At 65.6% G+C, this 22,213-nt stretch carries 21 protein-coding genes and 1 tRNA gene; 15 read left to right on the plus strand and 7 right to left on the minus strand.

The window, feature by feature from the left end; all coding sequences use genetic code 11:
* The first annotated feature begins 43 nt into the window (after positions 1–43).
* Positions 44–955, plus strand: a complete 912-nt coding sequence (locus TabM4_RS10125; RefSeq protein WP_434611928.1) for a LysR family transcriptional regulator — start codon at positions 44–46, stop codon at positions 953–955.
* A gap of 5 nt (positions 956–960) precedes the next feature.
* A complete protein-coding gene (gene speB / locus TabM4_RS10130) occupies positions 961–1,920 on the plus strand; it encodes an agmatinase (RefSeq protein ID WP_434611930.1) in 960 nt (319 codons plus the stop codon).
* Between the two features lie 84 nt (positions 1,921–2,004).
* On the opposite strand, the gene TabM4_RS10135 is transcribed toward speB, so the two are convergent.
* From TabM4_RS10135 to TabM4_RS10155, 5 genes are all read right to left on the minus strand, one after another.
* Positions 2,005–3,090: an ABC transporter ATP-binding protein gene (locus TabM4_RS10135; protein WP_434611931.1), complete on the minus strand. Its 1,086-nt coding sequence runs from the start codon at positions 3,088–3,090 to the stop codon at positions 2,005–2,007.
* 15 nt (positions 3,091–3,105) lie between these two features.
* A complete protein-coding gene (locus tag TabM4_RS10140) occupies positions 3,106–4,731 on the minus strand; it encodes an alpha-glucosidase (RefSeq protein ID WP_434611933.1) in 1,626 nt (541 codons plus the stop codon).
* Between the two features lie 13 nt (positions 4,732–4,744).
* A complete protein-coding gene (locus TabM4_RS10145) occupies positions 4,745–5,884 on the minus strand; it encodes a carbohydrate ABC transporter permease (RefSeq protein WP_434611934.1) in 1,140 nt (379 codons plus the stop codon).
* 13 nt (positions 5,885–5,897) lie between these two features.
* Positions 5,898–7,118 carry a carbohydrate ABC transporter permease gene (locus TabM4_RS10150; RefSeq protein ID WP_434611936.1) on the minus strand — a complete coding sequence of 407 codons (1,221 nt, stop codon included), beginning with the start codon at positions 7,116–7,118 and terminating at the stop codon, positions 5,898–5,900.
* A 132-nt stretch (positions 7,119–7,250) separates the two neighbouring features.
* Positions 7,251–8,597 carry an ABC transporter substrate-binding protein gene (locus TabM4_RS10155; RefSeq protein WP_434611938.1) on the minus strand — a complete coding sequence of 449 codons (1,347 nt, stop codon included), beginning with the start codon at positions 8,595–8,597 and terminating at the stop codon, positions 7,251–7,253.
* 263 nt (positions 8,598–8,860) lie between these two features.
* Between TabM4_RS10155 and TabM4_RS10160 the strand changes: the two genes are divergently transcribed.
* From TabM4_RS10160 to TabM4_RS10210, 11 genes are all read left to right on the plus strand, one after another.
* Positions 8,861–9,892: a substrate-binding domain-containing protein gene (locus tag TabM4_RS10160; RefSeq protein WP_434611939.1), complete on the plus strand. Its 1,032-nt coding sequence runs from the start codon at positions 8,861–8,863 to the stop codon at positions 9,890–9,892.
* 4 nt (positions 9,893–9,896) lie between these two features.
* The gene (locus TabM4_RS10165) at positions 9,897–11,216 is read left to right on the plus strand and encodes a GH1 family beta-glucosidase (RefSeq protein ID WP_434611940.1); all 1,320 of its coding nucleotides are present in this window, start codon (positions 9,897–9,899) and stop codon (positions 11,214–11,216) included.
* 15 nt (positions 11,217–11,231) lie between these two features.
* Positions 11,232–12,209 carry an ROK family protein gene (locus TabM4_RS10170; RefSeq protein WP_434611941.1) on the plus strand — a complete coding sequence of 326 codons (978 nt, stop codon included), beginning with the start codon at positions 11,232–11,234 and terminating at the stop codon, positions 12,207–12,209.
* A 245-nt stretch (positions 12,210–12,454) separates the two neighbouring features.
* Positions 12,455–13,609 (plus strand): CaiB/BaiF CoA transferase family protein, encoded by a 1,155-nt coding sequence (locus TabM4_RS10175; protein WP_434611943.1) that lies wholly within the window; start codon positions 12,455–12,457, stop codon positions 13,607–13,609.
* An 85-nt stretch (positions 13,610–13,694) separates the two neighbouring features.
* Positions 13,695–14,093: a cupin domain-containing protein gene (locus TabM4_RS10180; protein ID WP_434611944.1), complete on the plus strand. Its 399-nt coding sequence runs from the start codon at positions 13,695–13,697 to the stop codon at positions 14,091–14,093.
* A complete protein-coding gene (locus TabM4_RS10185; protein ID WP_434611946.1) occupies positions 14,090–16,126 on the plus strand; it encodes an ASKHA domain-containing protein in 2,037 nt (678 codons plus the stop codon). The genes TabM4_RS10180 and TabM4_RS10185 overlap by 4 nt, the downstream gene beginning before the upstream one ends.
* 59 nt (positions 16,127–16,185) lie before the next feature.
* Complete coding sequence (locus TabM4_RS10190) at positions 16,186–16,737, plus strand: sigma-70 family RNA polymerase sigma factor (RefSeq protein WP_434611947.1); 552 nt, start codon at positions 16,186–16,188, stop codon at positions 16,735–16,737.
* A complete protein-coding gene (locus tag TabM4_RS10195; RefSeq protein ID WP_434611949.1) occupies positions 16,734–17,396 on the plus strand; it encodes an anti-sigma factor in 663 nt (220 codons plus the stop codon). Before TabM4_RS10190 ends, TabM4_RS10195 begins: the two co-directional genes overlap by 4 nt.
* A gap of 85 nt (positions 17,397–17,481) precedes the next feature.
* On the plus strand, positions 17,482–18,039 hold the full coding sequence (locus TabM4_RS10200) for a fasciclin domain-containing protein (RefSeq protein WP_434611950.1): 558 nt from the start codon (positions 17,482–17,484) through the stop codon (positions 18,037–18,039).
* Between the two features lie 176 nt (positions 18,040–18,215).
* Positions 18,216–18,761: an NAD(P)H-dependent oxidoreductase gene (locus TabM4_RS10205; protein WP_434611952.1), complete on the plus strand. Its 546-nt coding sequence runs from the start codon at positions 18,216–18,218 to the stop codon at positions 18,759–18,761.
* A 34-nt stretch (positions 18,762–18,795) separates the two neighbouring features.
* Positions 18,796–18,869, plus strand: a tRNA-Gly gene (locus tag TabM4_RS10210).
* A 5-nt stretch (positions 18,870–18,874) separates the two neighbouring features.
* Here the strand turns inward: TabM4_RS10210 and TabM4_RS10215 are convergent.
* A complete protein-coding gene (locus TabM4_RS10215; RefSeq protein WP_434611953.1) occupies positions 18,875–19,429 on the minus strand; it encodes a CHAP domain-containing protein in 555 nt (184 codons plus the stop codon).
* 184 nt (positions 19,430–19,613) lie between these two features.
* On the opposite strand from TabM4_RS10215, the gene TabM4_RS10220 reads away from it, so the two are divergent.
* A complete protein-coding gene (locus TabM4_RS10220; RefSeq protein ID WP_434611954.1) occupies positions 19,614–19,964 on the plus strand; it encodes a RidA family protein in 351 nt (116 codons plus the stop codon).
* A gap of 72 nt (positions 19,965–20,036) precedes the next feature.
* On the opposite strand, the gene TabM4_RS10225 is transcribed toward TabM4_RS10220, so the two are convergent.
* Positions 20,037–21,212: a M20 aminoacylase family protein gene (locus TabM4_RS10225; RefSeq protein WP_434622022.1), complete on the minus strand. Its 1,176-nt coding sequence runs from the start codon at positions 21,210–21,212 to the stop codon at positions 20,037–20,039.
* Between the two features lie 57 nt (positions 21,213–21,269).
* Between TabM4_RS10225 and mazG the strand changes: the two genes are divergently transcribed.
* Positions 21,270–22,106, plus strand: a complete 837-nt coding sequence (gene mazG / locus TabM4_RS10230; RefSeq protein ID WP_434611955.1) for a nucleoside triphosphate pyrophosphohydrolase — start codon at positions 21,270–21,272, stop codon at positions 22,104–22,106.
* Positions 22,107–22,213: the final 107 nt, after the last annotated feature.

Genomic DNA, 22,213 nt, shown 5'->3' on the forward strand with positions numbered 1-22,213 from the left:
GGCATAGGTTCCAATAATATGTCGCAATAACAGTCATAGACCCATGCTCCCCGTCACCCTACGCCAGATCGAATATGCCACCGCCACCGCCCGCTGCGGCGGCGTCACCGCCGCGGCCGAGGCGCTGAACGTCTCGCAGCCCGCCCTTTCCGTCGCGCTCGCGCAACTGGAACAGGCCCTCGGCCAACCCCTCTTCCTCCGCCGCCCCGGCGGCCGCATCACCCCCACCAGCTTCGGCCGCGGCTGGCTGGCCGAGGCGCAGGCGCAACTCGACGCGCTCACCCGGCTCATGTCCGGCGAAACCCCCGCTGCCCCCGTCCGGCTGGCCTGCTTCGAAGACCTCGCCCCCACCCATCTCGCCCCGCTCCTGCGCAAGCTCGCCGCCACCGCGCCCGACATCGCCATCGCGCCCGAAATCCTCCCCTTCGAAACCATCGCCGAAGGCCTGCGCGCAGACCGCATCGACCTCGCCCTGACATGGGACCTCGGGCTTGACGGCAGCACCGACCGCCGCGCCCTGCAACAGATCGCGCCCCACGCCGTCGTCGCCGCCAACCACCCGCTCGCGGCGCAGTCGCGCAAGGGCATCTCCCTCGCGGCGCTGGCTGGCCAACCGCTCATCCTCGCCGATCAGGGCCCCTCGCTCGCCCATATGCGCGCCCTCTTCGCGGCCCGCGACCTGCCCTTCACCGTGGCCCATCGCACCGCCACCATCGACCTCATGCGCAGCTTCGCCGCCAACGGCTTCGGCATCGGCCTCAGCTACACCCGCCCCGCAGGCCGCCGCAGCCATGACGGCGCGCGCCTCGTCTCGCTTCCCATCACCGATGCGGGCACCGAACCCATCATCCTCGCCCGCGCCGCAGGCAACGCCCTTCCCCCGCCCGCCGAACGGATCGCCCAACTGATCCCCGGCCTCTTCACCCCCAGCCAAGACCCCGACGGAGACGCCTGACCCCCATGACGAACACCTATGACACCGGCCGCCTGAACCTGCCTTTCGTCGGCATCTCCACTTTCGGCAAACGCCCCTACATTGCCGACTGGGACGCGATCGAAGCCGATATCGCCATCCTCGGCGCACCCTTCGACTTCGGCACCCAGTTCCGCGCCGGCGCCCGCTTCGGACCCCGCGCCGTCCGAGAAGCCTCCACCCTCTTCTCCTTCGGCCATGCCGGGGCCTATGACCACGAGGATGACGTCACCTATATGGGCCCCGATGTCCGCATGGTGGATATCGGCGATGCCGACATCGTCCATACCGATACCGAAACCAGCCACGCCAATATCGAAAAGGGCGTCCGCGCCATCCTCAAGGCGGGCGCGCTGCCCGTCACCATCGGCGGCGATCACTCCATCAACATCCCCTGCATCCGCGCCTTCGATGACCAAGGCCCGATCCACATCCTCCAGATCGACGCCCATCTCGATTTCGTCGACATCCGCCATGGCGTCCGTCACGGCCACGGCAACCCTATGCGCCGCGCGGCGGAAAAGGACTATGTCACCGGCATCACCGCGCTCGGCATCCGCAACGTCTCCTCCACCACCAAGGAAGGCTACGACGCCGCGCGCAGCATGGGCGACGATATCCTGTCGGTGCGGCAAGTCCGCAAGCTCGGCCCCGACGCCACCGCCGCCCGCATCCCCGCAGGCGCGCGCGTCTATGTCACCATCGACATCGACGGCTTCTGCCCTTCCATCGCGCCGGGCACGGGCACGCCCAGCCATGGCGGCTTCCTCTATTACGAAGTCCTCGAAATCCTCCAGAACGTCGCCAACACCCACGACATCGTCGGCATCGACCTCGTCGAGGTCGCCCCCGACTACGACCGCGACGGCACCACCGCCATCCTCGCCGCGCAGGTCCTCTTGAACTTCCTCGGCTTCATCTTCCACGCCCGCAAGAGCCGCGCCTGAATTTGAAAGGGGCAGAGAAACCCCTGCCCCTTCATCCGTTCCCAAATATCCCGGGGGTGTGGGGGCTGGCCCCCACTCCGCCGCTCACCGATAAAGCAGCGATTTCCCACCCGCGAAGACATGCACCTTCTTCGGGTCGGCCCCCAGCGAAACGGTCTTGTGCCGTAACTCCGCATGGATGCCCGGCAGCTTCGCCACCATCTGCGCGCCATCGCCCTGCCGCTTGAAATAGAGCAGCGTCACCTCCCCCAGCGCCTCGGTGATCTCCACCTCGCCGGTAAAGACCGCCTCGCCCGTCGTCTCGACAAGGTCCTCGGGCCGGACGCCCACATTCACCTTCAACCCCATATCCGCCGCCGTGGTCGGCACCGCAGACCGCGCCGTCCCGCCATTGGCAAGGCGCACGACCGTCTCCGCCCCGGTCCCCACAACCTCGCCCGCCAGCAGGTTCATCGACGGGCTGCCGATAAATTGCGCCACGAATTCGTTCTCCGGCCGCTCATACAGCTCCAAGGGCGTGCCCACCTGGCTGATCCCGCCCCCCGCCAGCACCACGATGCGGGATGCCAGCGTCATCGCCTCCACCTGATCATGGGTCACATAGATCATGGTGGAATTCGGCATCTGCTCCTTCAACTGCGCGATCTCGATCCGCGTCGCCACCCGCAGCGCGGCATCAAGGTTCGAAAGCGGCTCGTCGAAGAGATAGACCTTCGGGTCGCGCACGATGGCCCGCCCGATGGCCACCCGCTGCCGCTGCCCGCCCGACAGGGCCTTGGGCAGACGGTCCAGATAGGGCGTCAGTTGCAGGATCTTCGCCGCCTTGTCGACCGCCGCGCCGATCTCCGCCGCCGATTTCTTCGCGATCTTCAGCGCGAAAGCCATGTTGTCGCGAACCGTCATATGCGGGTACAGCGCGTAGGATTGGAACACCATCGCGATGCCCCGTTGCGCGGGCGGCACGTCGTTCATCTTCACCCCGTCGATGGTGAAATCCCCGCCCGTGATCCGCTCCAGCCCCGCGATCATCCGCAAAAGCGTGGACTTGCCGCAGCCCGAGGGGCCGACGAAGACGATCAATTCCCCCGTCTTGATGTCGAGGTTGATGTCCTTCAACACCTTCACCTCGCCATAGGCCTTCTCGACTCCGACCAGTTTCAGGTCCGCCATCCGTCCACCCTCCCCTTAAACCTTGCGCGCGATGCAGCAGCCCCATGCGGGCAGATGCACCTTCCCCCCCGCGGGCGCGACGCTGCCCACGGACTCGCCGATCCGTTCCCAATGCCCCGCCGGAAGCGTGACCTCCGCCGCGCCCTCGCCCAGATTGAAGGCGCAGAAGATCTCGATCCCCCCGCTGCGGATGAAGGAGAAGACATCCCCCTCCGCCTTCCACCCGGTCATGCGCCCCTGCGCGAAAGTCGGATGCCCGCGCCGGAAGGCAAGCACGCTGCGGTAATGATGCAGCATCGACCCTGCCTCCGCCTCCTGCGCCGCCACCGACAGGGGCCGATGCGGCGCCGTCACCGGCAGCCACGCGCGCTCGGCGCTGGAAAAGCCGCACAGCCCGTTATCCGTGACCCATGGCATCGGCGTCCGGCACCCGTCGCGGCCCTTGAACTCCGGCCAGAACTCGATGCCGTAAGGGTCCTGCAATTCCTCGAAACCGATCTCCGCCTCGGGCAGGCCCAATTCCTCACCCTGATACAGGCAGACCGACCCGCGCAGGCACATCAGCATCGTCGCGTAAACCCGCGCCGCCGCATCCGACAGCCCCCAGCGCGTCACATGCCGCACCGTGTCATGGTTCGAATAGGCCCAGCACGGCCAGGCATCCGGCGCCGCCGCCGCCAGCCTGTCGAAGGTCCGCGCCGCCAGCGCCGCCGTCAGCCGCGCCGGTTGCAGCATCTCGAACGGATAGCACATCTGCACCTTGTCCCCGCCCGAGGTATATTCGCCCATGATCTCCAGCCCCCGCTGGGCATCGCCCACCTCGCCCACCGCCGCCGCGCCATAGGGGTTCAGCACCGCGCGGAACTTGCGCAGGAAATCCAGATTCTCCGGCTGGTTCTTGGAAAACAGGTGCAACTGGTGGTTATAGGGGTTCACGCTCGGCGCGATGCTGTCATTGCGCAATTCCGGCGGCAGCGACGGGTTGTCGCGCAGATACCTGTCCGCGAAATAGAAGTTGATCGTGTCCAGCCGGAACCCGTTCACCCCCCGCTCCAGCCAGAACCGCGCCACATCCAAAAGCGCCTCCTGCACCGGCTCATGGTGCAGGTTCAAATCCGGCTGGCTGGTCAGGAAGTTGTGCAGGTAATATTGCTGCCGCCGCCCGTCCCACTGCCATGCCGACCCGCCAAAGACCGACAGCCAGTTGTTCGGCGCCGTCCCATCGGGCTTCGGCTCCGCCCAGACATACCAATCCGCCTTGGCGTTCCCCCGGTCCTTCCGGCTTTCCTTGAACCACGGATGCTGGTCGCTGGTATGCGACAGCACCAGATCGATCATCACCTTCAGACCCAGCTCATGCGCCCGCGCCACCACCCGGTCGAAATCGGCAAGGCTGCCGAACATCGGATCGACGTCGCAATAATCGCTCACGTCATAGCCGAAATCCTTCATCGGGCTGGTGAAGAAGGGGCTGATCCAGATCGCATCCGCCCCCAGCCCCGCGATATGCGGTAGCCGCTCCACGATCCCGCCCAGATCGCCCACCCCGTCGCCATTGCTGTCCTGATAGCTGCGGGGATAGATCTGATAGATCACCGCCCCGCGCCACCATTCGGCATCATGGCCGATCACGTCCGTCATCTTTCCGTCTTTCTCACTTCACCGATCCGGCCAGCAGGCCGCGGACCAGATATTTCTGCATCGCAAAGAACACCACCAGCGGCACCGCTATCGACACGAAGGCCGAGGCCGACAGAATTTCCCAATCCCCCCCGCGTGACCCCATCAGGTTCACAAGGTTCCCCGTCAGCACCTGCTGGTCATTGCCCGTCCCAAGGAAGACCAGCGCCACCAGAAGGTCGTTCCACGTCCACAGGAACTGGAAGATGGCAAAGGACGCCAAGGCAGGGAAAGAAAGCGGCAGGATGATCTTCACGAAGATCTGGAAATCCGTCGCCCCGTCCACCCGCGCATTCTCGATGATGTCGCGCGGCAGACCGGCCATGTAGTTGCGCAGCAGGTAAATCGCCAGCGGCAACCCGAACCCGGTATGCGCCAGCCAGATGCCCAGATAGCCCTTCCCGATCCCGATCCAGTTATGGAACTGCAACAGCGGGATCAGCGCCAGTTGCAGCGGCACCACCAAAAGCCCCACCACCATCGCCACCAGCAACGCCCGCCCCGGAAAATCCATCCATGCCAGCGCATAGGCCGCAAAGGCCGCCACCAGAATGGGGATGATCGTCGCCGGAATCGCCACTGTCAGCGTGTTGATGAAGGCCTGCCCGATCGACTGCCCCGCCAGCGGACTGGCGATCACGTTGCCATAGTTGTCGATGGTGAATTCGGGCGGCGTCGCCGCGCTGACAAAGACGCGCGGCATCCGCAGATCCGCCATCGACGTGGCCGAGGACAGGACGAAATCCCCCGTCTCCGCCACCGTCAGCGAAACCCCGTCGCCCAGATCCGCCACCGCGCCGGGTTCATAGGCCTCCGGCTCGCGCGAGGATGTCCCCCAATGGCTGATCACCGCGCCCTGACCCTCGAACAGATTGCCCTGAATGGCAAAGCCGCCATCCACCGGCACCTCCTCACCCGCGATGCGGATGGCCGGCAACTGGCTCTCCTGCGTCGAAAGCGCCTGCCACCAGCCCGAGGTCGCGATCTGGTCCCCCGTCCGGAAGGACGACACCAGCAGCCCGAAGGTCGGCAGCACCCACAGCGCCACAAGCGCCGCCGTGCAGAGATGCACCACCCACAAAAGCGCCGGTTTCTTGCCTGCGATATTGTCCATCAGACCATCCCCCTCAGCGCATTTCCTTGCGGGCGTTGTAGACGTTCCAGACGAGGATCGGCGTCACCAAGAGCATGATGATCATGGCCGATGCCGAGCCCACGCCCCAGTCCAGCGCACGGAAGAGCTTGTCATACATGTAATTCGCCAGAACCTGCGTCTCCCACTGGCCATTGGTCATGGCCAGCACGATGTCGAAGACCTTCAGCACGACGATGGTGATGGTGGTCCAGACGACCACGATGGTCGGCATGATCTGCGGCACCTTCACCTGAAAGAAGATCTGGAACGGGTTCGCCCCATCCAGCAGCGCCGCCTCGATCGTATCCTCCGGCACGCCGCGCAGCGCCGCCGACAGGATCACCATGGCAAAGCCGGTCTGAATCCAGACCAGCACCGCCATCAGGAAAAAGCTGTTCCAATAAGGCATCGACAGCCATGTCTGCGGCTGGCCATAGGGCAATTCGTTCGCCACGATCCCGATCAGCCAGGTCGCCACGATCCAGGCGATGAACAGCGCCACCGCTGCCCCGACGATCCGCCCCGCCGTCATCCAGCCGCCCTTCGCCGCGCCGCCCAGAACCGGCCGCAACAGCGACCACGCCGCCCAGAGCAGCAGCGCCAGAACCGCAAGCAGGAACAGCCCCGGCAACAGCCGCAGCAACAGGAAGGACCCGACGCCCCCCTCGAATTTCAACCACAGCGCATTCAGCAGGCCGATCTGCGCCTGCTCCACCGGACGCGTGTCATAGATCAGTTTCCAGATCACCGACGCGCCCACGAAGGAAATCGCCATCGGCATGAAGATCAACGATTTCGCGATATTGCCCCAGCCGATCCGGTCCGTCAGTTGCGCAGCCAGCAGGCCGAAGGCCGTCGATGCCGCAGGCACCACGACCAGCCACAGCATGTTGTTGCGCATCGATTCCCAGAACTTCGCCTCAGAGAACATCGACGAATAATTGGCAAAGCCCACGAATGTCCCGTCGCGGTTCAACGACAGCCAGAAGGTCGCAAAGACGGGATAGGCAAGATACAGACCCAGCGCCACCATGGCGGGCATCAGGAACAGCCATGGCCGGATCATGTTCGCCCGGCTGGTGTTCACGCCCGCATTCGGCCCCCGGGCAGGGAAAAGAACCTTGTCCAGAAACAGGTTCGACAGAAAGAAATAGCCCACGCAACCGCCAACGCCGATGACGATCACCAACAGGGCCTGCACTGCAGGATTCATGGATTCCCCTCCCAAGGTCTGGCGGGCGGCAACCGCCCTGCCGCCGGGTTGGCCCGGTCTGGCTTGGACGGGCCCGGGCATGATGCCCGGACCCGCCAACTTCAGTCACTCATACAGCACGCCGGGAGGCGATCACTTCGGCCAGGACGCCTGGATGGTGTCGGCCACTTCCTGCGCCGACTTGCCGCCGGTGTAGTCGACCATGCCGGTCCAGAAGCTGCCCGCGCCCACGGCACCCGGCATCAGGTCCGAACCGTCGAAGCGGAAGGTCGTCGCATTGGCAAGGATCTCGCCCTGCTTGCGCAGCGCATCCGAACCGTACAGCGCGGCGTCCACGCCCTTGTGCGGGGTGACAAAGCCGGATTGCGCCATCCACACCTCATGCGCGATCGGGGTTTTCAGCCATTCGATGAAGGCGCGGCCTGCTTCGGTGTCCTTCATCATGAAGGCCAACGTGCCGGCACCCAGAACGGGCTGGCCCAGATCCTTCTCGGCATAGGCCGGGAAGTAGAAGAAGTCCGCATCCGTGCCCAGTTCCGTGCCTTCCGGGAAGAAGGACGGGATGAACGACGCCTGACGGTGCATGTAGCACTGCGGCGGCGACGAGAAGAGACCCTTCGGGCTGTCGCGGAAGTCGGTCGAGGCGACGGCCGCCGCACCACCCGCCACATAGGCGTCATTGCGCGCGAACCAGCCGAATTCCTCGATCGCGCCGATGACGGCCGGATCGTTGAACGGGATCTCGTTGCGCACCCACTTGTCATAGACGTCGGGCGACTGCGTGCGCAGCATCATGTCCTCGACCCAGTCGGTCGCGGGCCAGCCCGTCGCACCGCCCGAACCCAGACCGATGCACCACGGCGTGCCGCCATCGGCCACGATCTGGTCGGTCAGCGCCTTCAGCTCTTCCATCGTCGTGGGCACTTCATAGCCCGCATCGGCGAAGTTGTCGGGCGAATACCAGACCAGCGACTTCACGTCCGCCTTATAGGGGAAGGCATACAGGGCTTCGGCGCCGTCGGCACCCTTATAGGTCCCCAGAGCGGCCCAGGACGCGCCCGCGCCATAGTTCTCGGTCAGCCAAGCCTTCGTCTCGTCGCCCAGCGGCACGACAAAACCCTTGGCGGCCAGATCGCCGATCAGGCCCGGCTGCGGCAGCACGGCGACATCCGGGGGCGAACCCGCCTCGGCGTCGATGATGATCTGCTGCTCATAGCCTTCCGACGAGGAATAGCTCACATCCACGCCCGAAGCCGCCTCGAAATAGGCCAGCATCGACTCGACCAGCACCTGATCCTCGCCGCGCCACGGCCCGAAGATCGTCAGCGTCTGGCCTTCCAGGTTGGTGGCCTCGTCAAAGGCCGTATAGCTGTCCCAGTTGAAGGCGCCTTCGCCCACCGGAAACTTCAGGTCCTGCGCCAGCGACGGACCGGCCAGAAGCGCAAGCGCTGCCGCGCTCGCGAGGTATTTCGCTTTCATGTCTTCCTCCCGATTCCCCGCCCTCTGGACGGGGCTTTGAAAACCAAACGGCAGAATCACGCTCAAACCGCTTTGGATGCCGCACCCTTGCCGATCACACCCCACAAGTCAATCCAAAGCGCATTGGAAACCCATCCAAACCGTCCGCACTGCCCCGAAAAACGGCGTAAACGTTTTCGCAAACGGCTGCATTCTCTTTGACCTTGACAATTCACTTGTCTAACCTGCCCCCCGATTGAAACCGGTTTGGAAGCCGCCGCCCCATGAACCTCAAGGAACTGGCCACGAAACTGGGCCTCTCGCCCACGACCGTCAGCCGCGCCCTGAACGGCTACCCCGAGGTCAACGAGGCCACGCGCGAACGCGTCATGGCCGCGGCCAAGCGGCACAACTACCGCCCCAACACCCGCGCCATCCGCCTCGCCACAGGCCGCGCACTGGCCATCGGCCATGTCATCCCGCTCGCCACCCGGCACGAGATCGTCAACCCCATCTTCGCCGACTTCATCGCCGGCGCGGGCGAAACCTATTCCCGCAACGGCTATGACATGATCCTCTCCGTCGTCCCCGACGAGGATGAAGAACAGGCCTATCGCGACCTCAAATCCCGCGGCAGCGCCGATGGCGTCATCCTCCACGCCCCGCGCATGAACGACCCGCGCATCCCGCTCCTGCATGAAATCGGGATGCCCTTCCTCGTCCATGGCCGCGCCACCGGCACCGAACTGCCCTATTCCTGGGTCGACGTGAACAACCGTCGCGCCTTCGAACGCGCGGCCAATTTCCTCCTCGACCTCGGCCATACCCGCATCGGCCTCGTGAACGGCCTTGAATTCATGGATTTCGCCATCCGCCGCCGCACCGGCTATGTCGACGCCCTCACCAAGCGCGGCCTCACCCCCGATCCCGCGCTGATGTCCTCCGACGAGATGACGGAAATCTCCGGCTACCGCGCCGCCTCCACCATGCTCGACGCGCCCGACGCCCCCACCGCCTTCCTCGTCGCCTCCATGATCTCCGGCATGGGCGTCCGCCGCGCGATCGAGGAGCGCGGGCTGAAGATGGGCCGCGACGTCTCGGTCATCATCCATGACGACGACCTCTCCTACATGAAGAACGGCGGCGACGTCCCGATCTTCACCGCCACCCGCTCCTCCGTGCGCGAGGCCGGGCGCATCGCCGCCGAAATGCTGCTGGACATCATCTCCACCCGGACCGGTGACCCCCAGCATCGCCTGCTCGAGGCGGAACTCATCATCGGCCAGTCCACCGGACCGGCCCCCCGCAAGGCCTGATCCCATGACGCTCTCGCGCTTCGACTTCCCCGAAGGATTCCTCTTCGGGGCCGCCACCGCCGCCTATCAGATCGAGGGCATGCAATGGGGCGGCGCCGGTCCCTGCCATTGGGACACCTTCTCCGCCACCCCCGGCAACGTGGTCCGGGCCGAGAATGGCGATACCGCCTGCGACCATTACCACAACTGGCCGCAGGACCTCGACCTGCTCAAACGCGCCAACATGGACGCCTACCGCTTCTCCACCGCGTGGAATCGCGTCATGCCCGATGGCGTCACGCCCAACCCCGAAGGGCTGGATTTCTACGACCGCCTCGTCGATGGCATGCTGGACCGCGGCCTGAAACCCTTCCAGACGCTCTACCACTGGGAAATGCCCTCGGCCTTGGCCGACAAGGGCGGATGGACCAACCGCGACACCTGCCACCGCTTCGCCGATTTCGCCGAATGCATCACGGCCCGCATCGGCGACCGCGTCGCCTCCATCGCTACGATCAACGAACCTTGGTGCGTCGCGTGGCTGTCGCATTTCATGGGCATCCACGCCCCGGGCCTGCGCGACATCCGCGCCGCCGCCCGCGCCATGCACCACATCCTGCTGGCGCACGGCCTTGCCGTGGAACGCCTGCGCGGCATGGGGCAAGGCAATCTCGGCATCGTCCTGAACTTCGACTATGCCCAACCCGCCACCGACAAGCCCGAGGACGTGAAGGCCGCCGCCCTCTGGGACGGCATCTTCAACCGCTGGTTCATCGAGGCCATCACCCGCCGCACCTACCCCGAAAACGTCCTCGAAGGCCTCGCCCCCCACATGCCCGCCAATTGGCAGGATGACATGGCCCTGATCGGCCAGCGCGTCGACTGGCTGGGTCTCAACTACTACACCCGCCACCTCAACGCCCACGCCCCCGGTACCCCTTGGCCGTCGCTGAAAGACGTGGCAGGCGACCGCCCCAAAACCCAGATGGGCTGGGAAATCTACCCCGAAGGCCTGCACCATTTCCTCACCCGCATGGCTAAGGATTACGTCGGCGACCTGCCCCTCTACGTCACCGAAAACGGCATGGCGAATGCCGACGACACCGACACGCCGGACAAAGTGCGCGAAGACTTCCTCTTCGCCCACCTCGCCGCCACCAAACGGGCCATCGCCGACGGGGCCAATGTCAAAGGCTTCTTCTACTGGTCCCTCCTCGACAATTACGAATGGGCCGAGGGCTATGAAAAACGCTTCGGCCTCGTCCATGTGGATTTCGACACCTTGAAGCGCACCCCGAAATCCTCCTATCACGCCCTCGCCCGCGCGCTGGCGCGGAACGACTGAACCGGAGCGCCGCCCATGTCCCTCGCCATCCTTGCCGATATCGGCGGCACCAATACCCGCGTGGCCCTTGCCGATGGCACCGCCGTCCGGCCCGACAGCATCGCCCGCTATCCGAACGCCGAATACAAGGCCGCAGGCAAGGACATCGCCCATATCCTGCAGGACTACCTCGCCACGACAGGCGCGCGCCCCGACGGCGTCTGCGTCGCCGCCGCAGGCCCCGTGCAGGACGGCGTCGCCACCATGACCAATCTCGACTGGACGATGGACGGCGCGAAACTCACCGCCGCCACCGGCGCGCGACGGGTGGCGATCCTGAACGACCTGCAGGCGCAGGGCCACGCCCTCGGCCATATCGCGCCCGACCACCTCCGCACCCTCATCCCCGGCCCCGTCCACCCGGATGCCCCGAAACTCGTCGTGGGCTTGGGCACGGGCGTCAACGCCGCCCCCGTTCACGGCCAAGGCGCGGCCCGCGTCGTCCCGCCCTCCGAATGCGGCCATGTCAACATGCCCGTCCGGTCCGAGGAAGACCTCCGCCTCATGCGCTTCATCGAGGCCCGCCTGACCGCGCGCGGCGAAACCCCGCATTGCGGCGCGGAAGAGGTCCTCGCCGGCCGCGGCCTCGCCAACCTCCACGCCTTCGCGGCGACCGAGGCTGGCCACCCGCAGGAAAAGACCTCCGCCGAAGTCCTTACCGCCCTCGCCGCAGGCGACCCGATCGCAACCCATGCCGCCCGCCTCTACACCACGATCCTCGCACAGGTCCTTGCCGACCTTGCGCTCATCCACCTGCCCTATGGCGGCATCTATCTGATCGGCGGCATGTCCCGCGCCATGACCCCGCATTTCGCCCGCTTCGGCCTGCCCGAAACCTTCCGCGAACCCCGCCGCGTGGACCTGCTGCAAAAGGATTTCTCCGTCACCGTGGTCGAGGACGATTTCGCCGCCCTCACCGGCTGCGCGGCCTTCCTGCAGGCCACCACCGCTTGACCTCATTCCTTCCCGTCCCCCGCCCCGGACCCGCTCCGGGGCCTCCACCCCCCAACCTCCCACGCAGCGGTTAACCCTTTCTCAAGGCAGGGCCCGCTGCGTATGTACAGTTTGCGGCACGGTTTCCGGCACAGGTTCCGGTACAGTCGTTTTCGCCCTTTCCCCGCCTTTTCCGACACTTGCCTTGCAAATCCCCACCATCCGCGCATCCTTGCCAAAAGATGAACGCAGCCGAGGCATCCCCGATGACAGCCCCCCTTTCCGGCCTCACCATCCTCGATCTCACCCATGTCCTCGCGGGGCCTTTCTGCTCCACCATCCTCTCCGATCTGGGTGCCTCGGTGATCAAGGTGGAACGCCCCGGAACCGGCGACGACACCCGCGCCTTCCCGCCCTTCGTGGACGGGGAATCCGCCTATTTCTCGGCACTTAACGCAGGCAAGCGCTCCATCGCGCTCGACCTCAAATCCGCCCCCGACCGCGCGATCTTCGACCGCCTCCTCGGCCGCTGCGACGTCCTGCTGGAAAATTTCCGCCCCGGCGTCATGGACCGTCTGGGCTATGCTTGGGAAACCCTGCACGCCCGCCACCCCCGCCTGATCTACGGCGCGGTGTCAGGCTTCGGCCATACCGGCCCCGACGCCGCCAAACCCGCCTATGACATGGTCGTCCAAGCCCGCGGCGGCGTCATGTCCATCACCGGCGAAGAAGGCGGCCCCCCCGTCCGCGTGGGCGCCTCCATCGGCGACATCGTCGCCGGAATGTACCTTGCCCACGGCGTGCTGGCCGCCCTCTATGCGCTTGAAAAGACGGGGAAAGGCGCCAAGGTCGACATCGGCATGCTGGATGCCCAACTGGCCATACAGGAGCACAGCCTCGCCATAACAACCGCCACCGGAACGCCCCCCGGCCCCACCGGAGCGCGGCATCCGACCATCACCCCCTTCTCCACCTTCCGCGCCTCCGACGGCTTCTTCGTCATCGCCGCCGGCAATGACGCTCTCTTCCGCCGCCTCTGCGACACGCTGCCCCTGCCCCTCGCCGATGATCCGCGCTTCGCCACCAATGCCGCGCGCTGCGAAAATGTCCATCTTCTCAAACGCTTGATCGAAGCGGTAACCCTGGGCCAGACCGCCGCGCAATGGATTTCCACCCTTGATGCCGCAGGCATCCCCACCGGCCGCGTCCAGACCATGGCCGAGGCGCTGCGCGACCCGCAAATCCTCGCCCGCAACATGGTCCTCCCCATCACCCCCCGCCCCGGTGGCCCCGCCTTCATGGCCTCCGGCAACCCGATCAAGATGTCCACCCTCCCCGACCCTACCACCCGTAGTGCCGCCCCCCTTCTGGACGGCGACCGCAAGGCGATCCTCGACTGGCTGGACAAGTCCCCCGATTGACGCCCGCGACACCTGATCTGACGCAATCCGACATGGACGCTTCCCCGCGCCGCCCTAGAACAGGGACGCGAACAGGAGATGCCCCTTGCCCACCCCCACCGCCGTGGACAGCGCCACCCTTCCTGACGAGTGCTGGGATGACCCCGCACGCGGCAGCATCCGCTTCCGCACCCTGATCTCCGCCCCCACCACCGACAGCGACGCACTCACCTGCGGCATCGCCATCATGGACCGGGGCGACACCTTCCCCCTGCATTCCCACCCGCAGGCAGAGGTCTATTTCGGCCTCGAAGGCGAAGGCTCCGTGCAGATCGACGGGCAGTCCCACCGCCTCGCCCCCGGCATCGCGCTTTACATTCCCGGCGGGGCCATCCATGGCATTCCCGTGGCCGAAGGCCCGCTCCGCTGGTTCTATACCTTCGCCGCCGACGGCTTTTCCGAAATCCGCTACAGCTTCCTTTCCGAAACGGACCCGACACAATGACCGAAGACGCGCTCGTCATCTTCACCCCCTCCGGCAAACGTGGCCGTTTTCCCTTGGGAACTCTGGTACTTACGGCGGCTCGGCAATTGGGCGTGGACCTTGATTCCGTCTGCGGCGGGCGCGGCATCTGCTCCAAGTGCCAAATCACGCCCAGCTATGGCGACTTCCCCAAGCATGGCGTGACCGTGGCCGGCGACGCCCTGACCGAATGGAACGCCGTCGAGGAACGCTACAAATCCAAGCGTGGAATGATCGACGGCCGCCGCCTTGGCTGTCAGGCCAAGGTGATGGGCGATGTGGTCATCGACGTGCCCCCGGAAAGCCAGGTCCACAAGCAGGTCATCCGCAAATCCGCCACCCAGCGTGACATCGTCATGGATCCCGCCACCCGCCTCCTCTATGTCGAGGTGGCGGAACCCGACATGCACGAACCGACGGGCGATTTCGAACGCCTCGCCATAGCCCTGCGCGACCAATGGCAGGTCGAGGATGTGGTCGCCGACCTCGCCCTCCTGCGCCGCCTGCAACCCGTTCTGCGCAAAGGGGAATTCAAGGTGACCGTGGCCCTGCACAAGGGCAACCACGATGCCGCGCCCCGCATCCTCGACCTCTGGCCCGGCTTCCATGAGGGCGGCCTCTACGGCCTTGCCATCGACCTCGGCTCCACCACCATCGCGGCCCATCTCTGCGACCTGAAGGACGGCTCCGTCCTTGCCTCCTCTGGCCTGATGAATCCGCAGATCCGCTTCGGCGAAGACCTGATGTCCCGCGTCTCCTATGCCATGATGAACCCCGGCGGCGATGTGGAAATGACCCGCGCCGTGCGCGAGGCGGTCAACGCGCTTGCCGCCTCCAACGCGGGCGAGGCGGGCGTTGACCCCTCTGCCATCTACGAGGTGGTCTTCGTCTGCAATCCCGTGATGCACCACCTGCTTCTGGGGATCGACCCCGTCGAACTGGGTCAGGCCCCCTTCGCGCTTGCCACCTCCGGTTCGCTCTCGCTGGACGCCCGCGATCTGGATCTCACGAACCTCAACCGCGCCGCGCGGGTCTATGTCCTGCCCTGCATCGCGGGCCATGTCGGCGCTGATGCCGCCGCCGTCGCGCTTTCGGAAGAACCGAACAAATCCAAGGACATGGTCCTGATCGTGGATGTCGGCACCAATGCCGAGATCCTGCTTGGCAACGAAACCCGCGTCCTTGCCTGTTCCTCCCCCACAGGCCCCGCCTTCGAGGGCGCGCAGATCTCTTCCGGCCAGCGCGCGGCACCGGGGGCCATCGAACGGGTGGAAATCGACCCCGTCACCAAGGACCCGCGCTTCCGGGTCATCGGCTGCGACCTCTGGTCCGACGATCCCGCCTTTGCCGAAGCGACCAAGCAGACCGGCATCACCGGCATCTGCGGTTCCGGCATCATCGAGGCGGTGGCCGAGTTGCGCATGGCGGGCCTACTGGATGCGGGCGGCCTGATCGGCAGCCCCGAACAGACCGGAACCTGGCGCTGCGCGCCCGAAGGGCGCACCCACAGCTACATCCTGCATGACGGCAGCCTCGAAGGCGGCCCACGCATCATGGTCACGCAGGGCGACATCCGCGCGATCCAGCTCGCCAAATCCGCGCTCTATGCCGGGGCGCGCCTGCTGATGGACGAGATGGGCGTAGAGAAAGTCGACCGCGTCACCCTCGCCGGGGCATTCGGTGCGCATATCAGCCCGAAGCACGCCATGGTTCTGGGCATGATCCCCGACGTCCCGCTCGACAGGGTCACCAGCGCCGGAAACGCCGCCGGAACGGGCGCACGCATCGCGCTTTGCAACGTCGCGGCGCGCGATCAGATCGAGGCGACGGTGCATCAGATCCACAAGGTCGAAACCGCTATCGAGCCGAAATTCCAGGAACATTTCGTCAACGCCAACGCCATCCCGCACGCCACCGACCCCTTCCCCGAACTCTCCGCCGTGGTCACCCTGCCCGATGTCAGCTTCAACGCAGGCGGTGCGGGGTCCGAAGGGCGCAGGCGGCGGCGCGGCTGATCCGGGCTTTCCTTCCCCGCCTGACGGGCTATGATCCGCCGCAGCGCGACAGGATGGCGATGACCGAAGACCCGGTAGCAGAGCTTCTTTCCCGGGTGGCCCAGCAGGACCGCGCGGCCTTCCGCACGCTCTATTCCCAGACCTCGGCGAAACTTATGGGCGTACTTCTGCGTATCCTTGGCAACCGGGCCGAGGCCGAAGAGGCCTTGCAGGAAGTTTTCACCCGCGTCTGGCTGCGCGCCGGGCGCTTTGACGCGACGAAAGGGCGCGGCATGACCTGGCTGATCGCCATCACCCGCAACCACGCCATCGACCGCCTGCGCGCCCGTCCCGACGATGCCGCGCGTGGCGATAATGATGGTGAGCTGCTGGACCGGGTCCGCGACACCGCCCCCACCGCCGAAACGCGCCTCATCGCCAGAGGCGAGGCAGGCCGCATCGCCGATTGCTTCGAAACGCTGGAACCCGACCGCGCCGAAGCCGTCCGCGGTGCCTATCTGCGGGGCCTGTCCTATCAGGACCTCGCCGCGCAATACGACGTGCCCCTGAACACCATGCGCACTTGGCTGCGCCGCGGACTTCTCAGGCTGAGGGAGTGTCTGGACGCATGACGACCGACGACATCCCCCTGACCCCGCTGGAAGAGGACGACGCGCTGGCCGGTGAATATGTGCTTGGCGTGCTGTCCTTGACCGACCGTCTGGCGGTCGAGACACGGTTGAAGAACGACACCGCCTTCGCCGCGCTGGTCACCGCATGGGAAGACCGTCTTGCCCCGTTGAACGACGCCTACGCGGATGCGCCCGCCCCCGACCTGCTGCCGCAGATCGAGGCGCGGCTCTTCCCGACACCGGCGAAACCGGCCCGTCGTCCGATCTTCGGCTGGCTCTTCGGTACGCTCACCGCTGCCGCCGTTGCCGCGGGCGCGGCCTTCCTCCTGCTGCCGCCTCCTGCCGCCCCGGTCATCGCCACATTGGGCGAGGCCACGTCGCCGCTCCGCTTCGAAGCACGCTTCGACGGGCAGGCGCTGACCATCACCCGCGTCGCAGGCAGCGCCGCGCCAGAGGGGCAGGTGCAGGAAGTCTGGATCATCGCCCCGGATGCGGCCCCCGTTTCCTTGGGCCTGCTGCCGGGCGACAGCCTGACAGTCCCCTACCCCGAGGCCCCCGCCGGCTGGACCCTCGCCGTGTCCTTGGAACCGCAAGGCGGCTCTCCGACCGGTGCGCCCACAGGGCCGGTCCTTGCCGCAGGCACGATCACGGACCTGTGAACCCCTTTCTCTGAAACTTCCCGAAAAGGCCCCGCGTAGCTTCCCCCGCAAGGCAGATGGACTGCCTCACAACGGGAGATACGACATGAAACTCGGTTACGCCTTTTCCGCCCTGATCCTCGCCTCCGGCATGGCCTTCGCCGCTTCGGACGGCAGCGAGAACCCGATGGTCGGCGGTGCCCCCATGTTCTCGGACAAGAACATCGTCGAGAACGCGGTGAACTCGAAGGACCACACCACCCTCGTCGCCGCCGTGCAGGCAGCCGGTCTGGTAGAAACCCTGCAGGGCGAAGGCCCCTTCACCGTCTTTGCCCCCACCAACGCCGCCTTCGAGAAACTTCCCGCAGGCACGGTGGAAACCCTGCTGAAACCCGAAAACAAGGATCAACTGGTCAAGATCCTGACCTGTCACGTGGTCGCGGCAAACGCGATGGCCGCCGACATCAACAAGATGATCGCCGATGATGGTGGCATGCACACGATCGCAACGGTGGGCGGCTGCGAATTCACCGCGATGGTCGAAGGCGACGCCATCAAGATCAAGGACGGGCAAGGCAATATCGCAACGGTGGAGATCGCCGATGTGAAGCAGTCGAATGGCGTGATCCATTCCATCGACACGGTTCTGCTGCCCGCGATGTGATCGCGCAGGCAACAGGCGCGGGTCGGGGCCGTCACTGCCCCGCCCGCGCAGCCATCGCCACGGGGTGACTTTTCCTGTCCCCAACACCAAGTGCTCCCGGGGCAAGGCAGGGGGAGAGCGCGGCGCAAGCCCGTTCTCCCCTTGTCGAATCTGGCGCCAGCCCGTCTCCTGCGCGGATGACGCGTCGGTTCCTCTTCCTCACCTCCTCGGCCCGCCCCGAAGGCAATGCGCTGCTCCTTGCGCGTGCGGCGGCGGCATCCGTCAATGATCCCGTGCAATGGATCGACCTGACTGATCCTCCGCTTCCCCCCTATCGCGACCTGCGACCGGGCCATGCAATGCCCCAAGGCCCCTTGGACGACATCCTTCAGGCGATGTGCGCCTCGACCGACATCGTCTTCGTGGCCCCGATCTACTGGTATGCCCTGCCCGCACCCGCCAAACTGCTGCTGGATCACTGGTCCGGCTGGCTCGACGCGCCGGAGTCGGGCTTTGCCGATTGGGCGAAGCGCAAGCGCATCCATTTGATCACCGCCCGCGCCGACCCTGACCCGTCGGTTCCCGACCTGCCCGAGGCGATGCTGAAACGCTCCATCCAATGGCTTGGCATGGATTGGGCAGGTGCCCTTCACGGCATCGGCGAAGCACCGGGGGATATCCTCAACGATCGCGCGGCGATGAAGGCGGCCAAGCGGTTCCTCGCATCGCCCGAGGGTGCTTGACGTCGTCCGACGCATCGCTTACCTCATGCCCAACGCGGGTGTAGCTCAATGGTAGAGCCGCAGCTTCCCAAGCTGATGACGAGGGTTCGATTCCCTTCACCCGCTCCATCCCCTTACTCGTGGATAAAGCCCTTTACGGGATTCATCCGGCCTAAGGTGCCGCCCGCATTTGCGACGCGCACCGCCGACCAGTCCCCCTTGGCCGAAACGTCCACGACCAGCGTATCCAGCGTAATGCGGTTCCTTTCCCAATTCGCCTGATCCACCAGCACTTCGCGGTCGCTGATCACCTTGGACACCACGGCGACATGCCCCTTGGGCATCGCCCCGCTGGCGGCAAAGGCCATCACTGCGCCGACGCGCGGTTCCTTGCTGCGGTGGTAGCGGCCCTTGGCCTGATCCCACCATGTCTTGGCGTTTCCCCGCAATTCCACCCCGCTGACCTTGCGCGCGAAGGGCACGCACCAAATGCGCCCGCGCTGCGGTTCGGCCATGGCCGCCCGGACGGCGGCCTTCACCGCGGCCCGTTCCGCCCCCTCGGCCTGCGCCCGCGGCGCGGCGAAAAGCGCAAGGAACCCCTTCGCCTCACGCGGCGTCTGGGCGGCGGCAGGCAGCGCGACAGAGGCCGCGGTGGCGGCAAGCAACAGGGAAAGCAGGGCGCGGCGCATCGGGGAAAGCCTTGTTGTTGACGTTGCGCGCCCCCTGCCATGGTCCCCATCCGCTGCCAACCCGACCGCATGGATGTATGGCCGATCTCCGCCCATCCCCTCGCGCCGGATCGGCAAACCGCTGCCGCTTTCCTTTCCTTGCCCCCTGCGCTAACAGCGCGGCAGTCAAACAGGAGGTTTTCCAATGTCCGAGATCAAGCGCATCGGGGTCGGTGCCCGCATGTCCGAAGCCGTCTGCTACAACGGCATCGTCTGGCTTGCAGGCCAGGTGGGCAATCCCGGCGACAGCGTCGCCGACCAGACCCGCACCTGCCTTGCCGAGGTGGACCGTATCCTCGCCGAGGCTGGCACTGACAAGACCCGCATCCTTTCCGCCCAGATCTGGCTGGCCGACATCTCCACCTTCGCCGAGATGAACGCCGTCTGGGACGCTTGGGTCCCGCAGGGCCACACTCCCGCCCGCGCCACCGGCGAGGCAAAGCTGGCAACGCCCGACTACAAGGTCGAAGTGATCGTCACCGCCGCGTTGAAGTGACAGAGACGCAGCAGGAATGAAAAAGGGGCAGAGAGGCCATCCTCCCTGCCCCTTCTCACATTCACACCAAGGTCACAGCGCAGGCTGCGCGCGTTCCACCAGACGGGCGAAGAAGCTTGCCCCGATGGGCGCAGCCTCGTCGTTGAAGTCATAGGCCGGATGGTGCAACCCCGCCCCCGGCCCGGTGCCAAGGAAGAGATAAGCCCCCGGTCGCGCCTCCAGCATATAGGAGAAATCCTCCGACCCCATCTCACGATTGGCCTTGTCGTTCACCGCCGCCTCGCCCGAAACCTCGCGCGCCACGTCGGCCGCGAAGGAGGCCGCCGCCGCCTCGTTGATCGTGGCAGGATAGCCCCAGTCGTAATCAACCCGCGCCGTCACGTTGAAGGCCAGCGCATGGCCTTCGACGATCTCATGGATGCGCCGTTTCAAAAGCGCACGCACCTCGGGGTTGAAACAGCGGATCGTGGCGCAGAACATCGCCTCTTCCGGGATGATGTTCGATGCGGTCCCGGTATGGATCTGCGTGACGGAAATCACCGCCTCGTCCAGCGCATAGACGTTGCGCGGGATGATGGTCTGAATCGCCTGCACCATGGCGACCACCGCGACCACGGGGTCGATGCATTCATGCGGGTTCGCGCCATGCCCGCCCTTGCCGGTGATATAGACGAAGGCCGTGTCGACAGATGCCATCAGCGCCCCGCCATTGGTGTGGAAATGGCCGAATTCGACATTCGGCGCATTGTGGATGCCATAGACCTGCCCGATCCCGAACCGGTCCATCACCCCTTCCTTCACCATGACCTCGCCGCCGCCGCCATCCTCTTCTGCAGGCTGGAACAGCAGCGCCACCCGCCCTGCGAAACGCCGCGTTTCCGCCAGATACTTCGCCGCCCCCAATAGCATGGCCACATGGCCGTCATGCCCGCAGGCATGCATCTTGCCGGGAATGGTCGAGGCGTGTTCCGCCCCCGTGATCTCTTGAATGGGCAGCGCATCCATGTCGGCCCGCAGACCGATCACCGGCGCATCCGGCGTATCCGCCCCTTGCCCCTTCAGGATCGCCACAATCCCCGTCTTCGCGATCCCGGTATGAATCTCGTCCACCCCGATCTCGCGCAACCGGTCCACGATGAAGGCCGCCGTATCGTGGCAATCAAAGCCGAGTTCCGGATGGGCATGAAGATGACGTCGCCAGCCCTTCATTTCCTCGGCATAAGCGGCGATACGGTTCAGGACGGGCATCATGGTTTCCTTGGTCGTGACGGCCTTTGATCAAATCCGAATTCGAAGGGGGCTGCAATGGGCGGAACCGACAGTGACGCAACGACCGGCGACAAGTTGATCACCGATCCCGAAGGCGGCCTTCCCCGCCTGCTGGAAATCATGCGCCGTCTGCGCGATCCGGCGACGGGCTGCCCTTGGGATATCGAACAGAACTTCGCCTCCATCGCCCCCTATACGCTGGAAGAGGCGCATGAGGTGGCCGATGCGATCGAACGGCAGGATTGGGCCGACCTGCGCGGAGAATTGGGCGATCTGCTCTTTCAGGTCGTCTATCACGCCCGCATGGCGGAAGAGGCCGGACATTTCGACTTCGACGATGTCACCCGCGCGATCAGCGACAAGATGGTTGCCCGCCACCCCCATGTCTTCGGCAGCGAAAGCCGCGACAAATCCGCCGCCCAGCAAACCGAGGATTGGGAACGACTGAAGGCCGCCGAACGCGGCCCCGCCCGCGTCCTTGACGGCGTGGCGCTTGGCCTGCCCGCCCTGACCCGCGCCGTGAAGTTGCAGAAGCGTGCCGCCCGGGTCGGCTTCGATTGGCCCTCGACCGATGAGGTGGTGGCCAAGATCACCGAAGAGGCCGCCGAACTGGTGGAGGCCCGCGCCGACCTGACGCAGGATGAGGTGGAAGAGGAATTCGGTGACCTTCTCTTCGTCATGGCCAATCTTGCGCGCCACCTGCAGGTCGACCCCGAGGCCGCCCTGCGCCGCGCCAATGCCAAATTCACCCGCCGCTTCGCTCGCATCGAGGATTGGCTGGCAGAGGCCGGAAAACGACCCACCGACAGCGATCTGGCAGAAATGGATGCCCTGTGGGGCCGCGCGAAAGAGGAGGAAAAGGCAAAGGGCTGATCCGGCCCTGCGCTGTCCACAAATTTTATTGTTTCAGTCGGGTATTGACCTGAGTGAAATAGTAGGTTTTACGACAGGGGCAAATTCCGACAAAAGGACTCAAGCAA

The organism is Tabrizicola sp. M-4 (assembly GCF_051132405.1).
In the GTDB taxonomy this organism is placed as follows: domain Bacteria; phylum Pseudomonadota; class Alphaproteobacteria; order Rhodobacterales; family Rhodobacteraceae; genus Paragemmobacter.